Genomic DNA, 17,412 nt, shown 5'->3' on the forward strand with positions numbered 1-17,412 from the left:
AAGAAAACAAGAAGATTCTTATGATCTAATCTCAGTAATTAATTGTACATTGTATTCTTCTTTTTCCACAGTATCTTTAGAGGTTTTTGCAGCCGTAGCTGAAGAAATAAAGATACTTGCATCTTCTGTTTCTCGTTGAGTTCCCAGCCAAGATAAGAGTTGTGATGTGGATTTACCCGTGTCATGTTTGCCTGCTTTAGGGTTACCGTCCATCGTCTTCAAAACCAAATGCGCATGTCCTTTAATTTCAATCATACGGTCCAGTTTGTGTTTCCTCAAAAGATCGAGAATTATTGAATGGGATGCGCCACAGGTACTTGATTTTCTTGCTTGTAATAAGTCTTCCACAAAATGCGCAACAACAGTTTCATCAATTCCAGCCTTTGCAAGATAGTTTATAATGAGTTGATGGCTATCGATGTTCGCATTGATGCTTGTTGGATTCATACCGCTCCAAAAATTATAACACTTAATTTGTGCTCTGGTAGGTGGCATTGAGCCGGGACCTACGTCACCACCAATATTTTCTGAATGGAGCCATTTCCAGGTGGCATGCATATATTCTTTTTCTCGAACAGCCATTGCTGCTGCACCGAAGAACATTACATCTTTATCTGCTGAACTTACATTAAGTACCATGCCATTTTTGTCATAATTGAGTGATAAATCAGTTTCAACTTCCTGGCAAATGGTTCTTGTAACTTTGTCATCTTGTCCGACGGAGTAGATCAATTGGTCACATTCAATATCAAATGTGGGCACTTTGGGGTCATTTTTTTTAAACACTAAGAATAGTTTGCCGTTAGGCTTTGGTTCAATTTTAATTAACTCAGCTTCCATTAATTCGCCACGTGATTTTGCAGTGGATAGGGCCGTAGTAGCAAGCTTGCCGGTGCCTGCTTTCTCAAATTGCTTTGCTATCCAAATAACAGAGTTCTTTTGATTGGTTTTATCGAAGACCATAGCCTCGGTACGTATATCATGACCAAAAAAACCTTTTCTATAACATGCAGCAGCAGTTCCACCACCTCCATAAATCACAATTTTTCTTGGTTCTTTTCCGTGTTCTTCTGTATCCGATAAAATGAATTGATTGCCATCTACGACTGGTGTAAACCCTTTGCGAGGATCAATTTGGTTAAGGATCTCGAATTCATCCTGTCTTAGTAAGCTGCCTGCAAGTAAGTTTCGTGCAGGACCAAGACCAGTACATATATTTAATTGATTGGTATAGATATTTATTACTCCGTCCGGTGTTTTTACTACTAACCGATATTTTTGATCTGGGACTTTCCAATCCGTCATATGGTTATTTCTTTTTTCAATCATCAATACAGTAGCACGCAATAATGGCGCCTCAGTTGAACCAAGGGTCGCTTGATTCGCCTGATAGACGTGTCGACCATTGGCATGAGGATTTTTTCGATAATAATCTGATGGTAAATATATTGATGGATTTTCTTTGGCTGTTGTGCGCTCAAGAATACTGTGAGGTTGTGCAAGGGTATAATCATGTTTCCAACTTCCTGAATGTTCGCCGATCATCAGAACGGAAGGAAGTTCTCCCTTTGCTAATTGGGCCTGGTAGGTTCCATGATGTGCTTTGAATTTCTCAAGCCAAAGTGTTGTTCCAGTATCACCTGAACCTATAATGACTTGCGGAACGATAGCGAATTCTTTATCTTTCATTACACGTAAGATTTCTTGATTCATTTCCTTTAATTTCTGATGGACTACTTCAAGTCGATCATATCCTTTTGTAACTTTTGTCAAATCATCCTCAACTGAGTCAGTGGTTGTTTCCACAGTGATTTTTTTCTTTCTAGCCAAAACAAGCTTGTCCATCAGCTCTTCTTTTAATGTTATTTTATATGCATATACGTCACAGTAGGTTGCTATTGCTTTTTTTAATATTTGAAAACATTGCTCTGAAGTAAATTCTTCTTTGAAAATTTGCGGATTTAAACGAATTTGTTTGATGAGTTTGTCGAAATGAGCGATTAAATCCTGGGTGGTAGTGATGCGATTGTGATTTAACACCTTACAAATATAATTTATTTCATTTTGTCTTATATCTTGCGGAACAGCATCTTTACCCATTATTAACCTCAACTATATGGATATCATTCGAACATGTAGTTCGTAATTTTATCAAACAAGTATTAAGAGATTATTAATTGCACATAAAGACTAAGTATTGGTTTTTGTGGGTTAGGTGACGTTATTTGCATTAATGAAACGGTGTTTTAAATTGTTGGCATTTAAAATCCAACTTGAATAATATAACAGTAAATTTTTATGCAGATTTTATTGATTATGTCACGAACTGAGCGATTGTTGGACTTGATTCAGATATTAAGACGTCACCGGTTTCCTGTAAGCGGCATAACCCTGGCACAAGAGTTAGGAGTTAGCCTTCGTACTTTATATAGAGATATTGCCATGCTTAAAGGGCAAGGGGCTCCAATCGAAGGAGAGTCAGGCGTGGGATACGTGTTACGTCCAGGATTTACTCTGCCGCCGCTTATGTTTTCTGCAGATGAAATCGAAGCAATCGTACTGGGTTCGCGTTGGGTAGTTGACCGAGCAGATACCCAGCTTAAATTTGCTGCACAAAACGCTTTGGCGAAAATAGCAGCAGTACTTCCAAATGAATTAAGCGAACACCTGGAATTTCCAGGGCTACTTATTGCCCCAGGGCAGGTTACGTCAAGTAAAGACTCTGATTTAATTTTAATCAGAAAAGCAATGCGATTGGAAAGGAAGCTTCAATTAAGTTACCAAGATGTCAATGAAACCGCTTCACAAAGAACGATTTGGCCATTAGCATTAGGTTTTTTTGACCAAGTTCGTATTCTTATTGCTTGGTGCGAGCTCAGACAAGACTTCCGTCATTTTCGAACTGATCGTATTGTTGAAATCAGTCTAATGGATACAGGTTATCCGGAGCGTCGCCAAACGCTTTTAAAAAAATGGAAAAAGCTTACCTTAAAAATGACAAGCACGGGTGTTTCGTGTCCTCCTAAATCCCACGGATGATGACAAAAGGATGCTAGGATTCAGTACATTATACAGCAGACTTTATCAACTCATTTTCTTTCGGTGGCGTCATAAATTCAGGATCAAGAGGTTCTGGAACCAAACCATTAAGGATAGCATCAATTTCTTGCAAGGCCTATGTATCAAGTGTTCATCGCTCCGGATGACATGAGGCTCATCAGGACTATTAAAAAACAATGCACTGTTTTTTGTAACAATAAGGCTGAATTGTAACAATTGATGCACTAATTGATTTATTTTTTAAACGATACTATAAAGCAATTTATAATCATACACTTAAGGGTTTATCTTATGCTTGAACAATTTACACACAGACTGGATCGGATTGATATTCCAGCCTTTATGTACGGTACCGCCTGGAAAGAGGAACGTACTCAAGAATTAACTTTTCAGGCTTTAAAAAACGGCTTTGTTGGAATTGATACTGCAAATCAACGCATGCATTACTTTGAGGAAGGTGTTGGGCATGGAATTCAACAATTTTTACACGCCACGGGAAAAAGTCGTAGTGATTTATTTTTACAAACAAAATTTACACCAGCCCTTGGGCAGGATCATCGCAAGCCCTACGATGAAACAGATTCAACTCAAAATCAGGTGCGGCACTCATTTTTAAGTTCTCTAAATCACTTACAAACAGAGTACCTTGACTCCTATATTCTTCATGGACCTACTTTTCGCTCTGGACTTGTTCAAGATGATTTAGATATTTGGGCTGCAATGGAGGATTTGTATAATGAAGGAAAAATCAGATTGCTTGGCATTTCCAATGTAACTCTAGAACAGTTACAAACCCTGTATCGTATTGCTACTGTGAAACCCTCATTGGTACAGAATCGTTGTTTTGCTAGCAATCAATGGGATTTATCAATTCGCGAATTTTGTCAAAAAAATGGAATGATCTATCAAGGATTTTCATTACTTACTGCAAACCAATCTTATTTGCTTTCGGATCGGATGCATGCGCTTGCGAAACAATATAAGAAGACAATACCACAAATTATATTCCGTTTTGCATTGCAAATAGGCATGCTGCCATTAACCGGGACAAGTAATCCACTGCACATGAGGGAGGATTTGGATTTAGATTCATTTGAGCTTACATTAGACTCAGTGAAATTTATCGAGGATATTAATAAAGGGTAAACCCGTTTTCTACTGACACAAAGTGTCACTCAGGTAGATTATACTCTTAATTACTTTGATCGTCTGGTAAAGAATCATGAGAAAATGCTGGTTGGCTGTTGCTTCGGCAGAGCATGTGCGTTTGGGCAAGCAAATGGGAATAATGCAGGTCTGCCATGGTAGGCTTGCTCCTTTAAAACGAATTCAATCCAATGACTTTGTCATTTACTATTCACCAACGCGTATTTTTAGAGCAAAAGATAAGCTGCAATCATTTACCGCGATAGGAATTGTGAAGGCTGGTGAGCCGTATCAAGTGGAGATGGCTGACGATTTTCATCCTTTTCGACGGGATGTAGATTGGGCCAAGGCACTTGAGACTCCTATTGCTCCTTTGCTTTTTGATCTTGATTTCACGAGAAACAATAAAAACTGGGGTTATTCATTGCGGTTTGGACTAATTCCAATTAGTGACCACGATAAGTCAATTATTGCTAATGCCATGCAGGCTCAATGGCTATAATCCACTAAAAGAGAGAATGAGATGATCCACATTAAACCACAACCAATTAAAGTTGAAGCATTCACCGTGACGGGACTGAGTGTACGCACTCAGAATGTCGATGAGTTTAATGCTGAAACAGCAAAGCTATCAAAGCTTTGGCAAAAATTTTATGCCTCACCACTATCAATAAAATCAGGCTCACCGATTTATGGAGTATATTCCGCGTATGAGTCAGATCATAATGGATTTTATACGGTCACGGCCGGAGTCGCGACACCTGATCCACAAATCAATCATTTTGATAAGATCAGCATCAAAAAAGGTAATTATCTTATTTTTAAAAACTCTGGCCCGATGCCCAAAGCGATCATCGAAATCTGGCAAGCAATTTGGCACTATTTTGATACTCAATCTACTGTTGCTAGAGCTTATGAGACTGATTTTGAAGTGTATATGGAACAAGAAGAATGTGCGGTCTATATTGGTATTAAAGATCAGATAGAGAAAAATTGATTGAGACAGTACAAGGTCTGCAATGTATATAAAAGAAATAGATTTCGTTTCAATTGACTAGAGATGCTGCCTTTAAACATGGGAGATGCGAATGAAAAAGCTTCTCCCGTATTCCGACTGAGTAAGCACCGAGTTATGATAGAACATACCGCGTATCAGGCTACATCATTTGATAAAAACAATGAAACAGATCAAGAATAAGAGACTAGGCAATTGATAAAATAAGACCTCCATCCACGCGAATAGGAGCACCATTAGTTGCGGAAGACAGAGGGCTAGATAAAAATGCAACCATATTCGCAATTTCTTCAGTAGAAGCCAATCGCTTGATTAATGAAGTGGGTCTTAAGTTTTCAAAAAGTTCTTCTTCAACTTGTTTTGCCGATTTGTTTTGCTGTTTTCCAAGATCGGCCACAAACTGGCTCACACCTTCGCTGCTTGTAGGTCCAGGAAGAACTGAGTTGACCGTTACATGAGTTCCTTTTGTGAGCTCAGCGATACCCCGTGCAACTGCAAGTTGCGCCGTTTTGCTCATACCATAATGAATCATCTCTTTAGGTATTTGTAATGCAGATTCGCTGGAGATAAAAATGATTCTGCCCCAATTTTGTTTCAACATGGGGGCAAGGTAATGACGGCTTAAACGAACACCACTCATAACATTGACTTCAAACATCTGCAACCATTCCTCATCCGAGATATCAGCAAAAGCTTTGGCATTATAAATACCGGCATTATTAATAAGAATATCTACTGTAGGAACTTGTTTAATTAATTCATCTAGTTCTTTTTTGTGATTTAAATCAGCAGGAGCGGCAATCAAATTGGCTTCAGGAGCGCATTTTTTAATCTGATGAATTGCCTGAGTCACTCTTTCTTGGGAGCGACCATTAATGACCACAGTTGCACCTTCTCGAGCTAATATTTGGGCAATTGAAAATCCTATTCCTGCAGTGGAGCCGGTTACTAAAGCGGTTTTACCTTTGAGTTGAAGATCCATGATTTTTCCCTGAAATAAATTTGAAGAGTTTTACGATTGACACATTACTTTAATCCCCAGATTAACAAATATTTCAATTTTTTTAATCAATTTTTTCATGGTGATCTATTTTAATGAGGATAAGTGATGGTTAAAAAAGGGGGATGCTCTATTTTACTTCAATCAAATGATTATCCGCAGGAGCGTCAGATTCATCTGTAACAGGATCCTGCTTTTCGGTTCTAATTTTAAACATATGCTCTCTCATTTTCTCTTGCAATGATTTTCGCGCATCAGGTTTATCACCCGCATTCAATGTAGCCAACCCGCGGGATGTTAAGTCGGATTTAAGTTCTATTTTTCCACGTGTTATTGTGGATAGTAGGGATGAAAATCCATCCAAGATAGTGCCAAGTAATATCTTCATTCTTCCACATAAAGCTTTTAATTTCGGATAGTTAATTGAGAGTTTATCATGAAGCTTTTCATATTGAGCGCAAGCTTCTGGAGTTTGAGTTTCGGGACTAATTGCCATTGAAGTAGTCCTAAGAGTAGTTTCTAATAATAAACGTTTACCACTACCATGCTTTTGTCTACTTACTTCATCTATAACGTTCATTCCTTTTGATAGAACATCTAATTTATTTGCTGTGGTTTTGGTTTGCGCTTCTAGTTTGTGCAGTTTTGTTTTCAGTTCACCTAGTTCTGCTTCTTCTTGTCGCCCTATTAGTCTTGCTTGAAGTGTGCGTGTTTTGCTTTGAAGCTCTTCTAGTGTAGGTGTTGTTTCAAGCGCTTCTTCTGTTGGTTCTATTTGTGGTTCTTTCAGTAGTTTTTGAAGCTCTGATTCTAGTTCCTGTTGTTTTGTTTGTAATTCTTGCAAAAGCTTGAGCTTGTGATTAGCTAATTGTTGCATACACTCGCTTGTGCGTTTATTTAATAAAGCACCAACACGTTCATGAGGGCAGTTATAATCTCTCCATTCTATCAACCAAGCTTGATCCTCGTTGTGCGTTAATTGATCATAATGTTTGTTCACATATGCATCTATGACGTTCCAGATGATGTCGATATGATGATTCATACCACGACCTTTCACCATTGTAGGTGCAGCATGTAAGGCTTGTTCAAACTCTTCCCGATTCATTGGGATTTTTTCAATTCCGGCATTGGCTTCCTCTTCAGTTGTTTCTTCAAATGATTTCATTAAATTGAAATAAGCAGAAGCAACTCCACCGCGGTCAATTGCATCTTTACAGGTAAAGTTAATACTTTTAGGTTTTAAGGATTCAATAATGTGATTTGTCAGTTCAAATTTTATAAAATGAAACCAGACAGCTTGTCGTTGAGCATCCGATAACACAGTTTCATTAGAATAGCCTAATGCTTCGAAGCTTTTGTCAAGTAAATCATTGATGATTTTGGCTTCCGCTTCAGGTGTATATTTTCCATTTTCATTACGGAATATTTTTTCACGAACCCGCTGACTAATGTGGAAGTCTTTTACCTTTGTTAAAGGAGGGGTGTGCCCCCCATTAGCTGTGATCCATGTTTTAACTTGTTGATCATTAAGTAATATAGGGTTCTCAAGTGTCTTTTCTGTAACCTGTTTATGTTTTTGCTCAAATACAGATTTATGTTTTTGCTCAAATACAGAAAAATCCTGAATGTTTACTTTCTCCTGTTGACCATCTGATTTGATATAGAGTAGTTCTTTATCGCTCCCGTTATCGATATAGATGTAGCTCCCTTTAAATTGTGTCAGATCAGCAGGTAATTGTTTCATCAAATGCAGGTCACGACCTTCTCGTGCAATTCGTAAAAACTCTTCTTTCACATCGCCAATATTATGTTTGGCGTCGGTACTTGCATAATGATGGTGGCTCATTAGCCCCTTGTCGGCAGGAAGTGTGATAACTGCGACATTTCTATGGCCTGATGGATTATTTACAGGATCGAACTCAAGCTTTTCTAGCTGCTCTGTTAATGCACTTTCCTTAGCTCGCTCATGTCCTATGCTTTCCATAACTCCCGGAACAATATCACGACCCAGTACATTAAAATAAATATGGGTTATTTTATCTTCATCAATAGCAGGCTCTTCTTTTTCTACTTGCGCTTTGTCTACTTTAGCTTGGACTAGTGCGGGTTCATCTAATTCAACTTGGTCTTCCTGTGTTAATTTTTTCTCAGCGCGTTCTTTTTTGAGCTGTTTTATCCTGGCTGCTTCTCTGTTCTCTTCGATAGCTAGGAATCGCTCGAATAAAGGACTAACCCGCGCCTCACCTTGGTGACGTTGCCCCTGTGTTCCAAAACGGTATTCAGTAAAACCAAAATTAGAGCGGTACCGTCTTATGGTTGCCAAACTGGTACCATGTTGTGGTTTATAAACATCAGCGTAAAGTGCTGAGACTTTGCTTGTTGTTGACTCTTGCTCTGCTGGTGATTGGCTTTCACGGTTAATTGATTCACCTGTATCGCTCACATGATGAGCGATGGATTTTTGGATTCTATCTGAGTTAGGGCTATGCTCTAGCGTAATGTGTCTGATATCATTATAAGTATCCTTCAAAATCTCATTATCATTAGCATAAAGAGAATAGATAAAGTCTTCTAAAGCTTCGATTTCTTTACCAAGAAGTTGGACTTTTTGATTGAGTTTCTCATCAAATGTTTTTTTACAGATGTTTTTTGTTATTAATTTAGTAACTTGATCACTATTAAGATGTAGTGAGGGTCTTTTGGGTTTATTAATCTCTTCTAAATCAAGATCAAAACTCTTGAAATCTTTAATATTTACTGTCTTACAAGTACCATCTGCTTCAATATGATATAATTTCCTTTTTTTATTATTGGTTTCAGAGTCATAGCAATATATGTAGCTTCCCTTATAATTTGCAAGATCCTCAGGTAATTCAGCTAGCAAATGGAGGTCAGCATCCTTATCCCGGATGTTATCTGTTATCAAGCTGGTAACTTGATCCTCTCTAAGATGAAATGGGGTACTTCGCTGTGGATTAATCTCGCCTAGAATTTCGTTAAATTTATGTTCGTCAACATTCAATTCATTTTGAGTACCATCTGGACTGATATAACAAAGGCTACTTCTTTCGGAGGTATTAACATATATATAACTTCCCCTATATTCGGTAAGATCCTGAGGTAGCTCAGTCAGCAAATGGAGATCACTATGTAAATCGCTTACCTGCTGACGAAGAAGAATTCGCAGAGCCTCTTGTAGCCTATCATTTTCTTTTTTAGGAAGATTAAGATAGTTGTTAATTTGCTCGCGGGTACTACTTAAGTCTGTTCGAGGGACATCATATAGTGTTTTAATATGCTCATCTAGATAATCAAAAAATTTAGTGTACAAATCGGCGTAGGGAAATTTTGAATCATAGGCGTTTTTATCTTTACCACGAAGCGATTTTAAATGTTCAGCCATATCGGCGGGAAGCTTATCCAATATCGAATCAGGAAACTTAACATTTCTTAAGTAATTAAAACAGTTTCTATTATGCAGCTGATCACTGGTTATTGACTTCTTTGTTTTTTCTTGAGAGCCAGACATATATTTATCTCGAATAATTATTTGAACACCCTATTTATATACAGTTTAGTTGATTTTCCTTAAAAAAATATGAAGAAAGTGTGCTTTGGATGAAATTCTGTTGTTATTTGGGATAAGGATAAAAAAACGTTGCTTCATGCTTGTTATAGAACAGGTTCGTGATAAATGAATTGGGTATTTTTTGGAATAGTTTTATTGTAGATAACTCCACTTTACCTTGTAATTTAATCGTAAAAATCATTTGCTTCGCTTTTCCAGACTCTATCCATTTCATAATGAGTGCATAAGCACGATCAGGATAACATGCTACATCCGATAAAACCCAATCATAGTTTTGCTCCAATTTTGCAGGGTCTATAGCAAAAGCACTTTGTTGTACGTAGTTGATGTGAGGTAACTTGGCTATTTTAGCATCTAATAAAGCCTTATCCACAGCAGTGACTGAGGCTCCTAATGATTGCATGACGTAAGTCCATCCTCCTGGAGATGCGCCTAAATCCAGAACCTTATCTCCTGATTTTGGATGTTTTTCAAGAAGAGTGAGTGCCTCCCAGAGTTTTAAATAGGCACGGTTTGGAGGATTTATTTTATCCTCGATAAAATAGCATGTTCCTTGAGGCCATTTTTTTTGGCGTGTGGCGCTATAAATCAAAGTGTTTTTATCCAGTAAACTGAAAGCACCTATGGGTGGAATCTCAGACTCCAGCGGGAAATGACGCTTGAGATCTGGAGTGGAACGTAATTGTTCTTCAATTAATCGAGAGCGTCTTATATGAGAAATGGGATGTAAGTACCAGAATTTTCCCGCTAGGCGAAGAATTCTTACCGCTTCAGAAATGGATTGAAATGTAACTAACCGAGGTTCCAACCAAATATCTTGTGCAAAACAGACATCCAATTTCTTATGGGGGGAACTGAGCAAATCCTCTGCAATTTTTGTGACATCACCCAGCTCTTCTGAAAGCAGAGAGAGAAACTCGGGTTTGGTGACATAAATTGCAGCAATTTTCTTTTCCATGAGTTGAACCTAAAAACTGGATTAAAAAAGCGGTATCTTATCATCAAGGCTTTATGGGAAACGAGTACTATTTAGTAAAATAAAATACTTCATCAGGTGATGAGACTTTGAATTTATTTGTACTATACTCGATGCAACGAGGTGTTCACTAAAAAGGAATTTGAAATGAAAAATAAAACGGTTCTAATTACAGGTGCTCTTGCTGGAATTGGTAGGGCAACTGCTTTTGCTTTTGCACAAGAAGGTGCAAATATCGTAATCTCTGGTCGTAAAAACGAAATAGGGGAGTCTCTCGCAAAAGAGCTATGTGCTAGTGGAGTTGATGTGGTATTCGTTCGAGCTGACGTTCGTTATGAAGAAGAAGTAAAATCCCTTATAGACACTACAATGAAACGTTTTGGGCGTTTGGACGTTGCTGTGAATAATGCTGGTACTGAGGGACAACCGGTTTCGATTGTTGATGAGACTTTGGAAAACTATCAGGCTACGTTTGACACGAACGTACTCGGTGTCTTTTTGTGCCTTAAATATGAGCTTAAAGTGATGATGGAACAAGGTTCTGGATGTATCATTAATCTCTCATCAATCGCCGGTCACACCGGAGTGCCAGGTGCATCGATTTATTGTGCAACAAAGCATGCAGTGGAAGGGTTTACAAAAGTAGCCGCACTCGAGGCCGCTGGAGCTCATGTTCGCGTCAACGCAGTTGCTCCTGGCCCGATTAGTACCGACATGTTTGAGCGTTTTACAGGCACTGAAGAAAATAGAGCCGCTTTTCTCGAGAGGGTACCTTTAAAACGTGCAGGTCTTCCTGACGAAGTCGCTCAAACCATTGTCTTTTTGGCTTCTGATAAGGCATCTTTCATTACAGGAAAAGTGATCGGAATTGACGGTGGTATGACCTGAGATAGTACATTAAGATGAGAATTTATGTTTTTTGATGGAAAAGACAGAATGCCTTTTCCATCAAAGTTAATTATTGTACGTAAACAGTGCTCGCTGCGGGACCATCGTTGCTTTTGGCTTCAACAAAAAGAACTCTTTTTCCGACTTCTAATTTACTGAAATCATAATCAATGACACTTTTACTGGTAAAGCGGAGTCTTCTTCCATCAATCGTTTCAATAAAACCGTAATCCGCAACAGGTGCGATTTCGCGAATTAGTCCTACTGGTGGTAGTTCATGATATTTTACTTTTCCTCGCTGTTTTTCAACATATTTTTTAAGTTGTCGTGTCATGGCTAGAAAAGCATCTCTTATTGCGACATAGACGTCTTCATGTGCATGATTATCTGCAAGATCACGATTTACTACGAGTTCTGCGTTGGGAACTGAAAGATCGATACGTATATGATAAATTTTGCCTTTATTATGATGTCGATGCGTTTCAATCCCTACGTTACAACTCATAATCCGATCACAATACGTTCCTAATTTTTCAGCATGCTTACGAACATTACCCTCAATAGCTCGAGAGTGCCTTAGATTATTGAATACAATTTTTATAGGAAAATGTACTGAATTGTTCATTGCTTGCTCCTTATATCACAGACATCAATATCGTTTTTTAAAGCTATGTTCTTTGTCTCGCTTCTTTTTTTTGTTGAAGCTTAACTACATCAACTATATGGGTCATTGTTTCAGTCAGGATTTCAATAAGATCATCTAAGGTAATTATGCCTATAAGCGTTTTGTTTTCACTGATAACAGGTAAGCGACGAATTTTTTTGGAATGCATTATTTCTAGTGCATCAAAAAGACTATCGTTTTCAAAAACACAGCTAAAAGGATCGGTGAGAATATCTCGGACTAATAACGACTCTGGTTGAACTCCTGCTGCCATAACTTCAATGACTAAATCACGATCAGTAACAATACCTATCGGAATTTTTCGGTTATGATGCTCTTCAACCAAAACTAAATCTCCTACATGGTAGGTACGCATCAGCTCTGCAGCGTTTTTTACCGATTCATTGCCATTGATAACCACTACATCTCGGTTACAGTATTCGCCAACTCTCATAGAGGTCTCCTAAAATAATCGCCTTTTTAGTTTTTACCTCGTAAATAAAGTACTTTTTAGAAAAAGGCACTTTATCTTTACCCCATCGAACTACGAATTGACCGCAGGAAAACGAATGTTAAAAATTTTATTAACTGTTTTTAGTATAGTATATAAAACCTCTATTCGGTTGAATTGAGCGGTTTAATCCTTTTACTTATGCTGACACGGAGGTGGTATACTGCTGGTTTTTGAGAAGCTCAAAATAGAACATGCTTAGATTAGTGAATAAAAACAATATCATTAAGCCTAAAGATAAAAAAAGATGCATTTTTGATGTAATCAAAATAAATAAGATTAAAATCGAACGCATTATTTCAATGATTAAAATTTTTTGTTTTCCATTGGCGACCGCCCCAAGAATATAAAGAGTAAATAATATGAAAACTCCAAGAAGCCATGAATTCAATGAATTCAATGTAAATATTAATGAAAGATAGGCATATAAGACGATTGCAAGGGTGGTGTTAAATAACATATAACATTTAAGTGATTTGCTATTTTTTTGTTGAATGATTCGTTTAGGGATGTTGTTATTCTCTTGTTGCAAGCGATTTATTATCCACTCAGGGGGCATAAAAAAGGCACGAATGACATCCAGCTTACTGTTTAGGCTTTTTCCATAATACAACACATCCTTAATGACTTTGATATTTGCATAAAAAGGATTCCATGAGTCTAAAGGTTCAGTAACTCCGTACTCAGGAGGCATATTTTCTGGCTCAAAAGTTCCAAACAGTTTATCCCAAATAATTAAACTTCCTGCGTAGTTTTTATCTATGTATTGTGGGTTCTTACCATGATGTACTCTATGATGAGAAGGAGTATTGAAGAGTGTTTCAAACCATCCCATTTTGTTGATTGATTGAGTATGAATCCAAAACTGATAAATGGTATTACAAGAAGAAACGATTATAAACATCCAAGTCGGAAAGCCAATAAAGGCTAAAGGAAGATAAAAAATCCAGGATGTAAGAGTTTGCCAATAGCCTTGCCTTAAGGCAACTGATAAATTAAACCGCTCGCTTTGATGATGGACAGAGTGTCCTATCCAAAAGAAATTGCACCGGTGACTTGTCCGATGGTACCAGTAGTAACAAAAATCCACGCTGAGCCAAAGTATAATCCAAGAACCAATAAAGTGTGGATTAATAGAAAAAAGAGCACTATGTTCATAGATAAAATAATAACTGAAAATGATGAGTCCTCTAGCCGGCAGCGTAGCAATTTGCTCAAAGATACCCGTACTAAAATTATTTATGGTGTCGTTGAATTGATAAGTTTCTGATTTAAATAAAAATTCGATACCGATTAAAATAAGAAATATTGGCGCAGCAAATACTATTAAATTAATATCCATATGCATCCCTTCGAATTATACGCCTACTTCCTCACTCACAGATGATTTTAAAAATTGCTTAAACTCCGTTTCGTATCCTATGCATGCTGGTAAATGCGCAACTGAACGGATGTGGTATTTAACTGGAGCCTCCAAAGACATGTTATCTAATGATTGATTATTAATAAAGCAATAATCAATCCCAAAATCTCGTGCCCCGTAGCCATCGTTCAACATGGAGTCGCCGACCATTAATATGGAGCGTTTGTTGATCGAGAGTTTGTGCTTGTTTGTAATTTCTTGCAGGGCAATATTAAAGATTTCTACATTAGGTTTTGCAACACCCACTTCATCCGAGACAATATAACAGTCAAACCAATTATTGAGTTGAAGGCGTTGCAGCTTTTTTCCCTGCTGTTCAACGTAACCATTAGTAATAATACCTAAAATATGTCCCTTTTGATGTAAAAACTCAATGGCAGTTTTAACATTAGGTATCCAGTGAGCATGTACGCTAAGATTTAAATCATATTCTGCCGCTATTTCTTCCGCAGAGGCAGAACTAGGAAGTTTTTGATTTAATTGTATGAATCGTAGCAATCTTACCTCGCGTGGGGTGAGCGCATTGCTTTTAGCGCCAACCTGATTCCATAAATGGGTATTAATTTCTTTATAAAGATGCTCAAAAATGGGATACTCAACTGATGAGTAATAGAGTTTATATATATTTTTTAAGCCCGCTCGTTGGGAGTATGAAAAATCGATAAGGGTGTCGTCTAAGTCAAATAAAATAACTTGATAGGGCATTTATGGATCCTGTTATTCATCTTATTCAAAGGGGCACTCTGTATCAGGGAACAGCCGTATTGGGTACCATTTATTCAATGTTCAGACATATCTTGGAACTGATTGCCATCTTACATCCAAAGATGCAGATACCAGGTCACGATACTATGCCCCCAAAATAAAGAAATTAATCCGCTGATACACAGAAAAGGACCAAAAGGAATCGTGGTATCTTTGGATTTATTTTGTATATGCAAATACAATAAGCCGATAATTGTACCACTAATTGAAGAAAGAAGAAGAATTAACGGCAAAAACACCCAACCAAACCAGGCTCCAAAGGCAGCAAACAATTTAAAATCGCCATTGCCCATGCCAATCTTACCAGTACATAAGTAAAATATTTTTATAAATAACCAGAGTCCTATATAACCTCCTGCTGCACTGAGCACGGCTTGAGGCAGCGGAGCAAATAGATTTTGTGTATTGGCAATAAGTCCTATCCATAACAAGCTTAAAGTCAGGCTGTCTGGTAAAATTTGATGATCTAAGTCAATGAACATTAAGCAAATTAAGATCCAAAGTGCAAACAATACAAAAACGAGTTGCAAGGTAAAACCAAAATGCCAGCTCGCGTATAAGGAAAGAATCATTGTGCCTAGTTCGATTAAAGGATAGCGAATAGGAATAGGACTTTTACATTGATGACAGCGCCCACGTAAAAATAAATAACTTAAAATAGGGATATTTTGCCAGGCTTTAACCATGGTTTTGCATGAAGGGCAAAATGATCTTGGAAAAAATAAATTAATCGGTTTTTGTTCCTCTTCCTTGATACCCGCTAGCTCATTATATTGTTGCTTCCATTCTCTTTCCAACATGATAGGAAGGCGGTAAATGATAACATTAAGTAAACTACCCACAGACAGGGAAAAAAGGGCAACTACTAAATACATAAACCAAGTATGATTGATGATTAGGTCATTTATCATTAATCGATCCTACATAAAATGTTGTAGCCTGGGTGATAGGCACACTGTCATTAAGACAATGAATTTCCCTTCTCCCTCCGGGGTAAAGGTGCTCGATAGGGCGGATCAACGTATTCATTTTAGTTAATGTTTCCTTACCACACCCCTCCCACGAATGGGCGAGGAGAGTTCTCCTTTACTTAATGGAGGTGAGTGACTTTTATCCACCAGACTACAAAGAAATATAATGAGCGTCTTATATTGCAGATCCCAGTTTGAAGATGGGTAAATACATTGCAACAACAAGTCCACCTACCAAAACACCTAAAACAACCATGATAACAGGTTCTAATAAACTACTTAGTGAATCAACAGCATTATCCACATCTTCTTCAAAAAAATCAGCAACCTTACTTAACATTTTTTCTAAAGCACCTGACTCTTCTCCAATGGCTACCATTTGGATTACCATATTGGGGAATAATTGAGTGTTTTCCATGGCCTTATTCATTTGTTGACCCGTTGACACCTCTTCTCTAATTTGATCAGTGGCTTTGGCGAAAATAATATTTCCTGTTGCCCCTGCCACCGATTTAAGTGCCTCAACTAAAGGCAAACCTGCTGCGAAAGTAATTGACAGGGTTCTTGAAAATCGAGCGATTGCAGCTTTCTCAATAATCGGCCCAATAACGGGCAGCTTTAATAAGGTTCTATCTATATTTTGTGCAAATTGAGGGGAGTGTTTTTGTGCATAAATAAAAGCGTAAATCCCTCCCCCCAATGCACCAAAAATTAAATACCAAAAGGATTGAAAGAATTTGGACATGCTCACCACGGCTTGCGTCATAGCAGGTAGATCAGCACCAAAACCTTTAAATAATGATTCAAATTGTGGAACAACAAAAATAAGTAACCCAGTCGTAACAATCAGAGCGACGACCATAACAGCCATAGGATAAGTCAACGCTTTTTTAATTTTCTTTTTGATTGTTTCTATTTTTTCTTTATAGGTGGCGACTTTATCGAGCATGATATCCAGAGATCCTGATTTTTCCCCGGCTTCCACCAAATTGCAAAATAATTCGTTAAAATGGGCGGGATGCTTCATCAATGCTTCTGAGAGGGTTAATCCTGTTTCAACATCGTGTTTAATATTTTCAATCAATTCCTTAAGCCGTTTATTTGACTGTCCCTTTGCAACAATATCAAAGGCTTGCACTAAAGGTATCCCAGACTCAATCATTGTCGCGAGTTGGCGACTAAATACCGTAATATCACCGGACTTGATTTTTTTACTTTTAAAATTGAAAAAAGGGGCGCGTTTTTTAGCAATTTTACTTACGATAATTCCTTGTCTGCGTAATTCTACTTTAGCTAAAGCAAGACTCCTGGCGTCGATATCGCCATTTATTTTTTGAGCCGCTTTATTAACGCCTGTGTAATGAAAAGTTAACGTAGTATTGGCATTTTTTTTCATTTTTTATC

15 protein-coding genes are annotated in these 17,412 nt (G+C 37.7%); 5 read left to right on the forward strand and 10 right to left on the reverse strand.

Features of this window, described 5'->3' with window-relative positions; genetic code table 11:
• Positions 1 to 18 precede the first annotated feature (18 nt).
• Complete coding sequence (locus OQJ13_RS00505) at positions 19 to 2,100, reverse strand: hypothetical protein (RefSeq protein ID WP_265708399.1); 2,082 nt, start codon at positions 2,098 to 2,100, stop codon at positions 19 to 21.
• A 216-nt stretch (positions 2,101 to 2,316) separates the two neighbouring features.
• Here OQJ13_RS00505 and OQJ13_RS00510 point away from each other — a divergent pair, with 216 nt between their 5' ends.
• From OQJ13_RS00510 to OQJ13_RS00525, 4 genes are all read left to right on the forward strand, one after another.
• Complete coding sequence (locus OQJ13_RS00510; RefSeq protein WP_322783749.1) at positions 2,317 to 3,039, forward strand: YafY family protein; 723 nt, start codon at positions 2,317 to 2,319, stop codon at positions 3,037 to 3,039.
• A 312-nt stretch (positions 3,040 to 3,351) separates the two neighbouring features.
• A complete protein-coding gene (locus OQJ13_RS00515) occupies positions 3,352 to 4,206 on the forward strand; it encodes an aldo/keto reductase family protein (RefSeq protein WP_265708402.1) in 855 nt (284 codons plus the stop codon).
• Between the two features lie 76 nt (positions 4,207 to 4,282).
• Complete coding sequence (locus OQJ13_RS00520) at positions 4,283 to 4,708, forward strand: EVE domain-containing protein (RefSeq protein WP_265708403.1); 426 nt, start codon at positions 4,283 to 4,285, stop codon at positions 4,706 to 4,708.
• A gap of 21 nt (positions 4,709 to 4,729) precedes the next feature.
• Positions 4,730 to 5,203: a GyrI-like domain-containing protein gene (locus tag OQJ13_RS00525; RefSeq protein WP_265708405.1), complete on the forward strand. Its 474-nt coding sequence runs from the start codon at positions 4,730 to 4,732 to the stop codon at positions 5,201 to 5,203.
• A 205-nt stretch (positions 5,204 to 5,408) separates the two neighbouring features.
• On the opposite strand, the gene OQJ13_RS00530 is transcribed toward OQJ13_RS00525, so the two are convergent.
• The 3 genes from OQJ13_RS00530 to OQJ13_RS00540 all read right to left on the reverse strand — a co-directional run bounded on the left by OQJ13_RS00530 (position 5,409) and on the right by OQJ13_RS00540 (position 10,768).
• Positions 5,409 to 6,203 (reverse strand): SDR family NAD(P)-dependent oxidoreductase, encoded by a 795-nt coding sequence (locus OQJ13_RS00530; protein ID WP_028380571.1) that lies wholly within the window; start codon positions 6,201 to 6,203, stop codon positions 5,409 to 5,411.
• Positions 6,204 to 6,351: 148 nt separating this feature from the next.
• Positions 6,352 to 9,750 (reverse strand): hypothetical protein, encoded by a 3,399-nt coding sequence (locus OQJ13_RS00535; RefSeq protein WP_265708406.1) that lies wholly within the window; start codon positions 9,748 to 9,750, stop codon positions 6,352 to 6,354.
• A gap of 103 nt (positions 9,751 to 9,853) precedes the next feature.
• Entirely contained in the window at positions 9,854 to 10,768 is a 915-nt protein-coding gene (locus OQJ13_RS00540) for an SAM-dependent methyltransferase (protein WP_265708407.1), read from the reverse strand.
• Positions 10,769 to 10,933: 165 nt separating this feature from the next.
• Here OQJ13_RS00540 and OQJ13_RS00545 point away from each other — a divergent pair, with 165 nt between their 5' ends.
• Positions 10,934 to 11,674, forward strand: coding sequence for an SDR family NAD(P)-dependent oxidoreductase (locus OQJ13_RS00545; RefSeq protein ID WP_265708408.1), 741 nt, complete (start codon positions 10,934 to 10,936; stop codon positions 11,672 to 11,674).
• Positions 11,675 to 11,744: 70 nt separating this feature from the next.
• Here OQJ13_RS00545 and OQJ13_RS00550 read toward each other — a convergent pair whose 3' ends face one another.
• The 6 genes from OQJ13_RS00550 to OQJ13_RS00575 form a co-directional block, all read right to left on the reverse strand.
• Positions 11,745 to 12,299 carry an HPF/RaiA family ribosome-associated protein gene (locus OQJ13_RS00550; RefSeq protein ID WP_265708409.1) on the reverse strand — a complete coding sequence of 185 codons (555 nt, stop codon included), beginning with the start codon at positions 12,297 to 12,299 and terminating at the stop codon, positions 11,745 to 11,747.
• A 43-nt stretch (positions 12,300 to 12,342) separates the two neighbouring features.
• Complete coding sequence (locus OQJ13_RS00555; RefSeq protein ID WP_265708410.1) at positions 12,343 to 12,792, reverse strand: CBS domain-containing protein; 450 nt, start codon at positions 12,790 to 12,792, stop codon at positions 12,343 to 12,345.
• 196 nt (positions 12,793 to 12,988) lie between these two features.
• Positions 12,989 to 14,191 (reverse strand): sterol desaturase family protein, encoded by a 1,203-nt coding sequence (locus OQJ13_RS00560; protein ID WP_265708412.1) that lies wholly within the window; start codon positions 14,189 to 14,191, stop codon positions 12,989 to 12,991.
• A gap of 15 nt (positions 14,192 to 14,206) precedes the next feature.
• A complete protein-coding gene (locus tag OQJ13_RS00565; protein WP_265708413.1) occupies positions 14,207 to 14,977 on the reverse strand; it encodes an HAD family hydrolase in 771 nt (256 codons plus the stop codon).
• Positions 14,978 to 15,087: 110 nt separating this feature from the next.
• The gene (locus OQJ13_RS00570) at positions 15,088 to 15,948 is read right to left on the reverse strand and encodes a prepilin peptidase (RefSeq protein WP_265708414.1); all 861 of its coding nucleotides are present in this window, start codon (positions 15,946 to 15,948) and stop codon (positions 15,088 to 15,090) included.
• A gap of 235 nt (positions 15,949 to 16,183) precedes the next feature.
• Positions 16,184 to 17,404, reverse strand: a complete 1,221-nt coding sequence (locus OQJ13_RS00575) for a type II secretion system F family protein (protein WP_265708416.1) — start codon at positions 17,402 to 17,404, stop codon at positions 16,184 to 16,186.
• Between the last annotated feature and the right edge of the window lie 8 nt (positions 17,405 to 17,412).

It is taken from the genome of Legionella sp. PATHC035 (assembly GCF_026191115.1).
Lineage (GTDB): Bacteria > Pseudomonadota > Gammaproteobacteria > Legionellales > Legionellaceae > Legionella.

What these genes read in the sequence shown, in the direction of transcription:
- OQJ13_RS00505 (WP_265708399.1), bottom strand. Translation starts at nt 2,100, where the DNA reads ATGGGTAAAGATGCTGTTCCGCAAGATATAAGACAAAATGAAATAAAT.
- OQJ13_RS00510 (WP_322783749.1), top strand. Translation starts at nt 2,317, where the DNA reads ATGTCACGAACTGAGCGATTGTTGGACTTGATTCAGATATTAAGACGT.
- OQJ13_RS00515 (WP_265708402.1), top strand. Translation starts at nt 3,352, where the DNA reads ATGCTTGAACAATTTACACACAGACTGGATCGGATTGATATTCCAGCC.
- OQJ13_RS00520 (WP_265708403.1), top strand. Translation starts at nt 4,283, where the DNA reads ATGAGAAAATGCTGGTTGGCTGTTGCTTCGGCAGAGCATGTGCGTTTG.
- OQJ13_RS00525 (WP_265708405.1), top strand. Translation starts at nt 4,730, where the DNA reads ATGATCCACATTAAACCACAACCAATTAAAGTTGAAGCATTCACCGTG.
- OQJ13_RS00530 (WP_028380571.1), bottom strand. Translation starts at nt 6,203, where the DNA reads ATGGATCTTCAACTCAAAGGTAAAACCGCTTTAGTAACCGGCTCCACT.
- OQJ13_RS00535 (WP_265708406.1), bottom strand. Translation starts at nt 9,750, where the DNA reads ATGTCTGGCTCTCAAGAAAAAACAAAGAAGTCAATAACCAGTGATCAG.
- OQJ13_RS00540 (WP_265708407.1), bottom strand. Translation starts at nt 10,768, where the DNA reads ATGGAAAAGAAAATTGCTGCAATTTATGTCACCAAACCCGAGTTTCTC.
- OQJ13_RS00545 (WP_265708408.1), top strand. Translation starts at nt 10,934, where the DNA reads ATGAAAAATAAAACGGTTCTAATTACAGGTGCTCTTGCTGGAATTGGT.
- OQJ13_RS00550 (WP_265708409.1), bottom strand. Translation starts at nt 12,299, where the DNA reads ATGAACAATTCAGTACATTTTCCTATAAAAATTGTATTCAATAATCTA.
- OQJ13_RS00555 (WP_265708410.1), bottom strand. Translation starts at nt 12,792, where the DNA reads ATGAGAGTTGGCGAATACTGTAACCGAGATGTAGTGGTTATCAATGGC.
- OQJ13_RS00560 (WP_265708412.1), bottom strand. Translation starts at nt 14,191, where the DNA reads ATGGATATTAATTTAATAGTATTTGCTGCGCCAATATTTCTTATTTTA.
- OQJ13_RS00565 (WP_265708413.1), bottom strand. Translation starts at nt 14,977, where the DNA reads ATGCCCTATCAAGTTATTTTATTTGACTTAGACGACACCCTTATCGAT.
- OQJ13_RS00570 (WP_265708414.1), bottom strand. Translation starts at nt 15,948, where the DNA reads ATGATAAATGACCTAATCATCAATCATACTTGGTTTATGTATTTAGTA.
- OQJ13_RS00575 (WP_265708416.1), bottom strand. Translation starts at nt 17,404, where the DNA reads ATGAAAAAAAATGCCAATACTACGTTAACTTTTCATTACACAGGCGTT.